Genomic DNA, 11,271 nt, shown 5'->3' on the forward strand with positions numbered 1-11,271 from the left:
TCAGGAAAACACCCGCGTGCCCCAGACCCCCAAGGTGGCAGAGGTCCCGGTCAACACCACCCCCCAAGAGAAATCGGTCGCCACCATCTGCGGTGTCCAGTCTTTCAACGTCGCGAGGTTGGTGAACTCATAGGTGCCATACCCCAAGGCCCCGATCAGCGCCGCATTGCCAAAGACCCACAGCAAGGATTTATCCTGTGCAATCGCGGGCCAGCTGACGAAATACAGCAGCACAGCAATATAGAAGGCATAGAAGACAAAGGCAGGCAGCAGCCGGAACTGGTCCAGCAGCAAGGGGCCGATATCGCGGCTGAAAACCGGCTTGATCAGATAGCTCAGGCCAAGAAAGTCGAGCCCCAGAAAGATCGCGAATGTCAGTACATAAAGAATAATCAAAGTCATCGGGGGCTCCGGGAAAAATCAACGCTCCCCAATCATATGCAGCAGCGCCCGGAAAATGCGACTTTTCCGGGCGTTTTTTATCTTATTTTGAATGGTCCCGAGACCTGCCGGCCTTACAGCCGCTGGTATTGCGCTTCTTGCTGTGCCGACCAACGCACGACCAGATTGAACCCGTCTTCGGTTTGGGTTTCCTCGATCACGACGTCCTGTTCGAACAGCCAGGCGCGTTTCTTGCCGTCGGCAAAGGCCAGCGTCAGCTCGCCTTCGCGCACAGCACCTTGCAGCGCTTCGGCGATGACCGCTTGCAACTCCTCCAACCCCTCACCCGTGATGGCAGAGATGGCAAGAACACTGTCGTCGCGCTGCGCACGGGCGCGTACGGCGGCGGCTCGGTCGTCATCCAACTGGTCAAGCTTGTTCCAGACCTCGAAGCTGCGCGTATCCTTGGGCACGCCCAAGGACGTCAGGATATCGCGCACATTGCGTGCCTGGCTTTCCGTCTCTGCATGAGAGATATCGCGCACGTGGCAGATGATATCGGCGGCCAGAACCTCTTCTAGCGTCGCGCGGAAGGCGGCGACCAGTTCAGTCGGCAGGTCAGAGATGAAGCCCACGGTGTCGCTTAGAATGATCTCTGGTCCGTCGGGCAGCACAAGGCTGCGCATGGTCGGGTCCAGCGTCGCAAACAACATGTCTTTCGCCATCACATCGGCACCGGTCATCCGGTTGAACAACGTCGATTTGCCTGCGTTGGTATAGCCCACCAGCGCCACGATGGGGAACGGTACCTTGGCACGCGCGGCGCGGTGCAGGGCCCGAGTCTTGACGACCTTGTCCAACTGCCGGCGCAAGCGCACCAGTTGTTCGTCAATGGCGCGGCGGTCCGATTCAATCTGGGTTTCGCCGGGGCCCCCGACAAAGCCCAATCCACCCCTTTGACGTTCAAGGTGGGTCCAGGCACGGACCAGACGCGTGCGCTGGTAGTTCAGCGCAGCCATTTCGACCTGCAGCACACCTTCGCGGGTGGCGGCGCGATCGCTGAAAATCTCGAGGATCAGACCGGTACGGTCAAGAAGTTTGACGCCCCATGCTTTTTCAAGGTTGCGCTGCTGGACCGGCGTTACTGGTCCATCGACCAGCACCAGTTCAACCTCGGCCTCTTCAAAGATGTGCTTAAGCTCCTCGATCTTGCCAGAGCCGAAGAGCATGCCCGCGCTGACGGTGCGCAGGGGCACGATATTGGCCCCTTCCACGTCCAGATGCGGGAGGGCACGAGCCAATGCAACGGCTTCCGCCAAGGCGGGCTCCGCGATGCGGCGGTCATTGTCTGACTTGATGTCAGGGTGAATCACCCAAGCCCGGGTACGCTTCGGGCCTGCGGTGTCATCAATTTGAAACGGAGGACGGCTCAATTAGCGTCTTCACCCTCGTATAGCGAGATCGGCGTGCTTGGCATGATCGTGGAAATCGCATGTTTGTACACAAGCTGCGATTGGCCATCACGGCGCAGAAGAACACAGAAATTGTCAAACCATGTGATGACGCCTTGCAGCTTCACACCGTTGATCAGGAAAATCGTTACCGGCACCTTTGTCTTGCGCACATGGTTCAGGAATGCGTCTTGCAGGTTTTGTCGGTCAGCCGCCATTGTTGGTCTCGCTCTTATTCTTGCTGTTGTTCTTGCTGGCAACCGCGGATCGGTTCACCCCTTCGGAAGACTATGAAGACCCGCGCACAGACTTTCCACCCCAAAATGTCAGAACTGTTGCACGCAAAGCCGCATGCCGTGTCACGCGCGCCACAGATCAGGGGTGAGCAGCGCAATAATTGCCAAGGTTTCCAGCCGCCCCAGCACCATTGCCGCACATAGGATCATCTTTGCCCCGTCGCCCAGCTGGATCAACGCGATGGGGGCATCGGCGGCAAACTCCATCAACGGGCCGGTTGTCGCCAGTGTGGCCACCGACATCACCAGCGCATCGGCAAAGGGCGCGCCGACGAAGGTTAGCAGCAGGGTCACCCCCGCCAGCGACAGCGCGAAGAGCATAAAGAAGATCCATGCGATAAACGCTCCGTTGCTTTGCAGCCGCCGCCCCGCTTGACCGGCGCCTGAAACAGAGTGCGGATGGACCAGCCGTTCCATCTCGCGGACGCCGTTGCGATACAGCGCAAAGACCCGCAGCAGCTTGACCCCTCCGGCCGTGGTCGCCACCCCGCCGCCGATCAGCGCCAGCCCCATGAGGATCAGCCCCGGAGTCTCGAGCCCCGACCAGCTTTGGGCTTCGGCCCAGGACGCGCTGACAAATCCGGTGGTGGTCAGAAAGGAGGTGACTGTGAACATGGCCCCCCAGAAGGCGCTGCCGGTCTCAAGCGCTTCGGCGCTGGCATCCACATCGAAAGCGCCAAGGAAATGACGCACGAACAGCACCACAGGCACGCCGAGGATCAGCGCCAGCCCCATGCGGAATTCCGGATCGGTAAAAAGCCCCCCTTGCGTCGCCGTCACCGTGTCTTTGGAAAAGGTCAGCCGCGACAGCGCGAACAGCATGAACAGCATCATCATCGCCTCGGCCCCGAAACCGACACCGGTGTCATGCGTCCCCCCAAGTGGGGAGATGCCCGAGGTCGCTAGCACCGACATCGCATGGCACAGCGCCACCAGCGATCGATCTCCGTTGGCCAGCAGCAGCAGCCACAGCATCAGCGTCAGCGCCAGATAGGTGGGCGTCAGCGCCGCCGCGGACCTGAGCAACCGTTGGCGCGGGTCGATCTGGCCCATATTGCTGCGGCGTTCGTCCGGGTTGCCGGGTTCGGCCTGCGAGGTCACCTCGAATCCGCCAAGGTGCAAGGGGGCCAGAATGGCCGAGGCCGCGATCCACATCAGCAGCCCGCCCATCCAGGCGACCTGCGCGCGCCACAGATGCAGCGTGTCACTGATCCGCCCGGGATCATCGAACAGCGTCGCGCCGGTCGTGGTGATCGCGCTGACCATATCGAAATAGGCGTGCAGGAACCGCGTGGTCGGCAGAGCCTCGAGAAACGGGATCGCCAGCAGCGCGGGCAAAAAGACAAAGCTGGAAAACAGCGACATCAACGGCCCCAAGGCCCCGTGCCGCGCGCGCCGTCCGGCATGGGCGACCGCAATCAGGGTAAAGATAATCACCCCCAGCAGCCCCGAATAGAAAAACGCCCGCGATGCCAGATGGTCTTGGGTGGTCAGCGCAAAGATTGCCGGAAAGATTGTCGAGGCGCTGAACACGCCGAAAATCAGCAAGAACAGCGGCAGTTCAAGGATCTCGCGGCGGATATAGGATTTGCGTCTCACGTGCGGCGCTCCGGTAATTTGGACGCAGGCACCATCAGAAAAAGTCGATGGAGACCTGCATCAGCTGTTCGACCTGCGGCACGTCTTTGGCCAGACAGAACACAGCGATGACGTCACCTTCTTCGATGCGTGTGGTGCCAAGGGGGCGCATGACCTCGTCGCCCTTGCGGACCATGCCCATCAATGCCCCTTCGGGGAAATCAATGTCGGACACGCGTTTGCCCGCAATCGGAGAGGTCGACAGCACTTCGGCCTCGATCACCTCTGCCTCGGCGTCGCCGATGGAATAGACCGACCGCACCCGCCCGTGACGGATGTGCCGCAGGATAGAGCTGACGGTGGTGGAACGCGGGTTGATATAGGCGTCGATGCCCAAAGGCTCCATCAGCGGGACCAGCGTGGGGTCATTGATCAGCGCGATGACATAGGGGCAGCCTTCGGATTTGGCGCGCACGCAGGCCAGCATGTTGGTCTTGTCATCATCGGTGATCGCCATCATCGCATCGGCGCGGCCAATGCCCGCTTCGGCCAGCAGGGACGCGTCCAGCCCGTCACCGTTAAGCACGATCGTCCGCTCCAACGCCTCGGCGGCGCGTTCCGCGATGCGGCGGTTCTTCTCGATCATCTTGGTGCGCACCCGCTTGCCGCGCGCCTCGAGGTTCTGGGCCACGGCCAGCCCGACATTCCCCCCGCCCACAAGCACGACACGTTCAAGCTTGCTGGTGGTCTTGCCGAAAATCTCGAGCGTGCGGGGGATGTCATCGCGGTGGCAAAAGACATAGCAGGCGTCACCGACAAACAGCTGGTCCTTGGATTCCGGCGCAAACAGCGTCCCGTCGCGGCGCACACCAACGACAACGGCGCGCAGTGTCGAGAACAGATCGGTCAACTGTCGCAGCGGCGTGTTCACAACCGGGCAGTCTTCGTCGATCTGGATGCCGATCAGATGCGCCATCCCGTCCATGAACGTCTCTGTATCGAAGGCTGCCGGGGCCGAAAGCCGCTGCAAAGCCGCATTCGCCACCTCTTTCTCGGGCGAGATCACAACGTCGATCGGCATGTGATCGCGACGATAAAGATCGGAATAGATCGCCGTCAGATAGGATTGGCTGCGCAGCCGCGCGATCTTGCGGTTGATGCCAAAGACCGAGTGGGCCACCTGACAGGTGACCATGTTCACCTCGTCCGAATGGGTGGCGGCAATAATCATCTCGGCATCGCGGGCACCGGCGCGGTCCAGCACGTCGGGGTAGCTTGCAAAGCCAGCGATCCCTTGCACATCCAGCGTATCTGTGGCGCGGCGCACCAGATCGGCGTTGCTGTCAACGATTGTGACGTCGTTGCGTTCGCCCGAAAGATGGCGGGCAATCTGCCACCCGACCTGCCCTGCGCCGCAAATGATCACTTTCATAAATGGGGTTCCTTTGGCGTGAAGCCTTGCCTTGCGTCACCAGCTGGGGCGTGCCCGCGTGACCCGTGATATGCCAGTGATTTGAATGACAGATGGCTATGCAAGGGTCAATTCAAATGTCAGACTTGCTTCCATAGCAAGAAGGGGGCGCATATGCGGAAAACGGCATTGATCATCTGGGGGGGCGTGGCACTGGCGGCCTGCGCACCGTTGAACACCTACTACAAACCCGGCGCCACTGTCGCGATGGTTGAACGGCAGACCACGCAATGTCAGGTCGATGCCTTGGCGCAGGTGCCTGTGGCGCTGCAAACCGTGCGCACCCCGCCCCGTTTCATCCCGCCGCGCCGCGTCTGCCGGTCCGATGGCCGTTGCACTTCCCGCGCGGGGTATCTCGAGCCCGGGCAGACCTATACGGTCGATCCCAGTGCAGATCTGCGCAAAAGGGTTGAAACGCAATGTATGGCCGATGCCGGCTTTGCGCCGGTGTCGATCCCGCAATGCCCCGCAGGCATCGCCAAGGCCGCGCCGCAGGGGCGCACAACCGCCCTGCCCGCGCTGACTGAAAACGCCTGCGTGATCCGCAATGACGACGGCAGTTTCCAGATCGTGACGCGGGGGTAGCGAGCGGGGTCAGCTATCGGCTGCCCCGTCATCATCCACATGCGCCACCCGCGTGCCCGACTTGGCCGAGGTCACCACCCCGAGACTTTTGAGCTTGCGGTGCAGCGCCGAGCGTTCCATGCCGACGAAATTCGCGGTGCGGCTGATGTTGCCGCCGAAGCGGTTGATCTGGGTCAGCAGGTATTCGCGTTCAAACGCCTCGCGGGCCTCGCGCAGGGGCAAGGTCGCCAAGGCACCGGACAGCACCACGCGGCCTTCTTCATCGGTGGTTTCTTCTTCGCCCGGCAGCTCGCGCGCTTCGATCGGGCCGGTGCCGTCGCCAAGGATCAGCACACGTTCCACCAGGTTCTTGAGCTGCCGCACGTTGCCCGGCCAGACCATTGTCTGCAACAACGCCTCAGCGTCGCCCGAGAATTCGCGCAGCGGCAACCCCTGCGAGGCGTTGAAGTCCGCGATAAAGTGGCGCGCCAAGACGGGGATATCCTCGCGGCGGTCCTCTAGCGAGGGGACAGAGATCGGCACGACGTTGAGCCGGTGAAATAGCTCCTGCCGGAAGTTGTCCGCTTTAATCGCGGCGTCCAAATCCTTGTTTGTGCTGGATATCACGCGCAGATCGACACGCACCTTGTCGTTGCCACCGACGCGGGTGAATTGCTGGTCCACCAGTACACGCAGGATTTTCGATTGTGTTCCCAGCGGCAGATCGGCCACCTCGTCAAAGAAGATCACCCCGCCATGCGCCTGTTCCAGCAGGCCCGGCTCTACCCCACGGTCAGGGGTTTCGCGGCCAAACAACACTTCTTCCATGCGGTCTGGCGCCACACTGGCGCAGTTGACCGTTACGAAGGGGGCCGAGGCACGGTTGGAATTGGCATGGATATAGCGCGCGGCGATCTCTTTGCCCGCCCCCGCAGGGCCGCGCAGCATCACCCGACCGTTCGATTTCGTGACCTTGTCAAGCTGCCCCATCAGCGTTTTGAAGGCGGTCGAGCTGCCGATCATATCGGTGCTCGCGACTTCGCGCCGTTTGAGGCTGTGGTTCTCGCGACGCAAGCGCGAGGTTTCCATCGCGCGGCGGATCACCACCATCAACTGGTCGATATTGAAGGGTTTTTCGATGAAGTCATAGGCACCCTGCTTGATCGCCGCGACCGCGATTTCGATGTTCCCATGCCCCGAGATGATGACAACAGGCACATCCGGATTGTCCCGCTTTACCGTTTTCAGAATGTCGATCCCGTCCATCCGGCTGTCNTTCAACCAGATATCAAGGATCATCAGNGCNGGCGGCTCCGCGTTGATGGCCGAGATNGCCTCGTCCGAATTGCCGGCCAACCGCGTGACAAAGCCTTCGTCTTCCAGAATGTCCGAAATCAACTCGCGGATGTCGCGTTCGTCGTCAACGATCAGGATGTCACTCATTATGGGTCTCCAGTTCTGGGGTTCCGGTGGGGGCAGCAAGGGGTAGCGTGATAACCGCCATTGCGCCGAAATGTGTTTCGCCCGCGAAGACCGGCGCGTTTTCCAACGACAACGTCCCGCCGTGTTCTTCGATGATCTTTTTCACGATGGGCAGGCCAAGGCCAGTCCCTTCGGATCGGGTGGTGACATATGGCTCGAACAGTCGCGCGCGGTCTTCCGGCAATCCGATGCCATTATCCGCTATGGTGATTTGTAGCGCCGTTTGGGTTGTGGTCAACTGCACCTCGATGCGCGGGTCTATNTCGNCNTCTGGGTCNTTTTGCTTACGGCTTTCAATGGCTTCGCCNGCGTTCTTAATCAAATTTGTTAAGGCTTGCGACAGCATTGTCTGGTCNACNCGCGCCAGTATCTCTTGTGTCGGCAGATTGGCGCTGATGGTCACGTCNGGNTGGCCCGACTGCTGCAACACGACCGCATCCTGCANCACCTGAACGACATTCTGCACAGAGGTNTCAGGCTCTGGCATGCGCGCGAANTTGGAGAATTCNTCGACGATACGCCGCANGTCGCCGGTCTGGCGGATGATCACGCCGGTCATCTGGTCAAGGCTGGCGGNGTCGTCGGGCAACTTGGGGCCGAACTTGCGTTTGATCCGCTCGGCGCTCAGCTGGATCGGGGTNAGCGGGTTCTTGATCTCNTGGGCAATNCGCCGCGCCACGTCGCCCCATGCGGCCATGCGCTGCGCGCTTACCAGATCGGTCACATCGTCAAAGGCGACAACATAGCCCTCTAGCCGCCCGTCTTCGCTGCGCCGTGTGGCGACGCGCACCAGCAGATTTTCCATCTGCCCCTGACGCGAGACCTTGATCTCGCCCTGCGCGACCTCGTTCTGCCCTTTGACGACCGAATTGAACAGCGGGCCGAACTCCGGCACCGCGACAGAGAGCGCCAGCGATTGCTGGTCCTCGCTCCANTCCAGCAGCCGCGCGGCAGAGCGGTTGACGAAGGTNACCCGCCCTTCGGGGTCCAGCCCCACGACGCCTGANGTNACNGAGCTNAGCACCGAATCGAACAGGCGNCGACGGCGTTCGATCTGGCGGGTGTTATCCAGCAACGTCTCGCGCTGGCCTTTCAACTGTTTGGTCATCTGGTTGAAGTAGCGGCCAAGCATGGCGATCTCGTCATCGCCTTCTTCCTCGCGGACCTGAACCTCAAGATCACCGGCACCGACCTGCTGCGCCGCGCCGGTNANNCGNCCNACTGGCCCTGACAGACGNTCGGCAAACCACAGCCCCAGCCAGACCGCTGCGAGAATCAGGATCACCGCAAAGCCCACATAAAGCAGACCGAATTCGAACAGCAGCTTGCCGCGCTCGTTTTCAAGCTGTTGGTANAGCCGCACCGTTTCCTTGGTATCGTCCAGCAGCGACAGGATTTTTCCGTCCACATCGCGGCTGACGTAAAGATAGCGGTCGACAAAGGCTTCCATCAGCACCAGCGCGCGGAATTCGTTGTTGTCCCAATCCTCGATCACCAGCGGCGCGCCGTCGAGCTCTTGTGCCTCGCGGATCTGTTCGGGTGTCGGTTCTTCGAAATCGAACAGATAGGACCGGTCGCCGCGCGCGCGGATCTGGCCGGTGCCGTCGATCATATAGGCCTCGCGCAAGCCGCGCTGGATCAGGCGTTGCCCGTCCGCCAAAAGCTGGGTGTCAGGTACATCAACGCCCTGCGTGCGCGCTTGATCAATCGCGCGGGCCAAGGCGATGGCATCTTCGCGCAGATCGTCGCTTTGCTCGTTCTCATAGGCTTCGGCGGCGGCCAGCGAATTGCCCACCACCGACCGCACCCGATCCGAGAACCAGCCTTCAAGCCCGACGTTGATCGTCAGCCCCGCGAAGATCGCAACACTCACCGTCGGGATCAGCGCCATCAGCGCGAANACCCCCGTCAGACGCAGGTGCAACCGNGAGCCCGCAGACTTCGCCCGCCGCGCCGCCACCAGCCGCGCGACCTCGCTCAGCACAAGGGCGGCGACGAGCAGGATATAGACCAGATCGATCAGCAGAATGATGCGCAGGCTGGGGGTGTTTCCGCCTTGTTCAAGCGGGCCGAGCACCAGATAGGTGACAAGCGCCAGCACCGGCCCCAGAACNACAAGNCCCAGGGTCGCCAGATTGCGCACGCGCCTGATCCGGCGCAGGCGCTCAAGCCGCATAAGATAATAGCTGCGTGACCGGGTAAGCACCCGCTATCCTCACCGATGATGTGATGCACCTATGCATCAACCGCCCATTTTTGTGGTCCTGATCCGGCTTTGAGGCTAGATGGCCACGGTTATGTGGCGCTTTTACATCATTTTTCGACCGCGTGTCACCTCAATATCGAGGTCCGTGATCTTTTTTCTCAGCGTATTGCGGTTGATTCCCAGAAGGTCTGCACATTTCGCCTGATTNCCAGCGGTNGCGGCAAGGGCGATCTCGATCAACGGGGCTTCGATCTCGCGCAGGATACGGGCNTANAGCCCGGGGGGCGGCAGCATNGATCCGTGCTGGTCAAAGTANCNCTGNAGGTGACGTTCGACCGACGCGCCGAGCTTTTCGGTATTGGCCTGCGCGCGCAGCGGTTCGGGGTCGGGTTGCGCCCCCAGCACATGCTCTGCCTCGGATTGGGTGATTTCGGGCGCGCGGCTGGTCAGCGCCAGTTGCCGCATCGCGTGTTCCAACTGTCGCACNTTGCCGGGCCATTGATAGTTGGCAAAGACCTTCGCCGCCCCTTCGGACAGGGCGCGCGGCGCGGTATTGCCGGTTTCGGACCGTTCAAGGAAATGCGCGGCAAGCAAGGCAATATCATCCACGCGGTCGCGCAGCGCGGGCACATGCAGCGTCGCCCCCGANAGACGATAATACAGATCGCGCCGTAGGGTGCCCGCNTTCATCGCGGCGGCCAGATCCGATTGGCTGGTGGCAAGGAACCGCGGCGCATGTTCGCCGGGCGTGTCCATCATGCGTGCGATACGGGCCTGAATCTCTTCCGAGAAATCNCCGATCTCGTCAATCAGCAGCGTCCCGCCGCGGACCCNCGCCAAGACACGNGTCGGGCCTTCAAGGTCTTGCAACTCGGCCGAGATGACGGTGACAAAGGGCAGGTTCCGCCGGTCCGAAAAATCGTGGATCGCCTTGCCAATCAGCGACTTTCCTGTGCCGGATTCGCCCCAGATCAACACCGGCAGATCCGTGTTCATCACCCGCGCCACCACGCGGTAGAGCGCCTGCATCACCGGCGTGCGCCCCACCAGCGGCAGATCATCGCGGTCCCCATCGCTGTCAGAGCTNGTCTGCGCCGGACGNCGNGNNGGNCCNCTGCGNTCNAGNGCGCGGGCNGTNCGTTTCATCAGGTCAGGCAGNTCGAAAGGCTTGGGCAGGTAGTCATAGGCTTCCGCCTCTGCCGCCTTGATCGCGGTCATGATGGTGTTCTGCGCCGAGATCACGATGACGGGCAAACCGGGGCGGTCCTGCGCGATCTTGGGCAGCATCTCGAGCCCATTNCCGTCGGGCATCACCACATCCGAGATCACAACGTCGCCTTTGCCCTCGCCCACCCAACGCATCAGGGTNGTCAGGCTGGATGTCGCGTGCACCTTGCAGCCCGCGCGGGTCAGTGCCTGTGTCAGAACGGTGCGGATTGTGCGGTCGTCATCAGCGACCAGAACGGTGCCATCCATCGTTAATTCTCCTGATCGGAAGCGGTATTTTCAATTTGGGTCTTATCGGCCCGCGGCAGTGAGATGCGGAACACGGTCTTGCCGGGCACAGAATCCACCGTGATCCAGCCGCCGTGGTCGGAAATGATCTTGCTCACCAGCGCCAGCCCCAGCCCGGTGCCGTTCTCGCGCCCGGATACGAAGGGTTCGAACACGTCAGCGCGGATCGCCTCTGGTAGACCGGGGCCGTCGTCGATGACTTCGATCTGCAAGGGCAACGATTGCGCCGTGCCGTCGGATCGGCGCATGCGGAACGAATGTTCATAGTAGCTGTGCAACCGGATCGTCCCGCCCGAGGGGCCTGCCGCCTCTGACGCGTTCTTGATC

At 61.4% G+C, this 11,271-nt stretch carries 10 protein-coding genes; 1 reads left to right on the forward strand and 9 read right to left on the reverse strand.

Translation table 11 applies throughout. The features are described from left to right. From CBB63_RS14805 to trkA, 5 genes are all read right to left on the reverse strand, one after another. Nucleotides 1-402: a DUF2177 family protein gene (locus CBB63_RS14805; protein ID WP_005853501.1), complete on the reverse strand. Its 402-nt coding sequence runs from the start codon at nt 400-402 to the stop codon at nt 1-3. 113 nt (nt 403-515) lie between these two features. After that, nucleotides 516-1,814, reverse strand: coding sequence for a GTPase HflX (gene hflX / locus CBB63_RS14810; protein WP_502695948.1), 1,299 nt, complete (start codon nt 1,812-1,814; stop codon nt 516-518). After that, complete coding sequence (hfq, locus tag CBB63_RS14815) at nt 1,811-2,050, reverse strand: RNA chaperone Hfq (RefSeq protein ID WP_005853497.1); 240 nt, start codon at nt 2,048-2,050, stop codon at nt 1,811-1,813. Before hfq ends, hflX begins: the two co-directional genes overlap by 4 nt. Before the next feature lie 141 nt (nt 2,051-2,191). After that, nucleotides 2,192-3,727, reverse strand: a complete 1,536-nt coding sequence (locus tag CBB63_RS14820) for a TrkH family potassium uptake protein (protein WP_005853496.1) — start codon at nt 3,725-3,727, stop codon at nt 2,192-2,194. 34 nt (nt 3,728-3,761) lie between these two features. Beyond that, entirely contained in the window at nt 3,762-5,138 is a 1,377-nt protein-coding gene (gene trkA / locus CBB63_RS14825; protein WP_005853494.1) for a Trk system potassium transporter TrkA, read from the reverse strand. Between the two features lie 153 nt (nt 5,139-5,291). Between trkA and CBB63_RS14830 the strand changes: the two genes are divergently transcribed. Next, a complete protein-coding gene (locus CBB63_RS14830; protein WP_286699690.1) occupies nt 5,292-5,762 on the forward strand; it encodes a hypothetical protein in 471 nt (156 codons plus the stop codon). 9 nt (nt 5,763-5,771) lie between these two features. On the opposite strand, the gene ntrX is transcribed toward CBB63_RS14830, so the two are convergent. From ntrX to CBB63_RS14850, 4 genes are all read right to left on the reverse strand, one after another. Beyond that, nucleotides 5,772-7,184, reverse strand: coding sequence for a nitrogen assimilation response regulator NtrX (gene ntrX / locus CBB63_RS14835; RefSeq protein ID WP_286699691.1), 1,413 nt, complete (start codon nt 7,182-7,184; stop codon nt 5,772-5,774). Further along, nucleotides 7,177-9,399, reverse strand: coding sequence for a sensor histidine kinase NtrY-like (locus CBB63_RS14840; RefSeq protein ID WP_286699697.1), 2,223 nt, complete (start codon nt 9,397-9,399; stop codon nt 7,177-7,179). The genes ntrX and CBB63_RS14840 overlap by 8 nt, the downstream gene beginning before the upstream one ends. 132 nt (nt 9,400-9,531) lie before the next feature. Then, the gene (locus tag CBB63_RS14845) at nt 9,532-10,905 is read right to left on the reverse strand and encodes a response regulator (protein ID WP_286699692.1); all 1,374 of its coding nucleotides are present in this window, start codon (nt 10,903-10,905) and stop codon (nt 9,532-9,534) included. A 2-nt stretch (nt 10,906-10,907) separates the two neighbouring features. Then, a partial coding sequence (locus CBB63_RS14850; RefSeq protein WP_286699693.1) for an ATP-binding protein occupies nt 10,908-11,271 on the reverse strand: 364 nt, incomplete at its 5' end.

It is taken from the genome of Sulfitobacter sp. TMED3 (assembly GCF_002167505.1).
In the GTDB taxonomy this organism is placed as follows: domain Bacteria; phylum Pseudomonadota; class Alphaproteobacteria; order Rhodobacterales; family Rhodobacteraceae; genus Sulfitobacter; species Sulfitobacter pontiacus.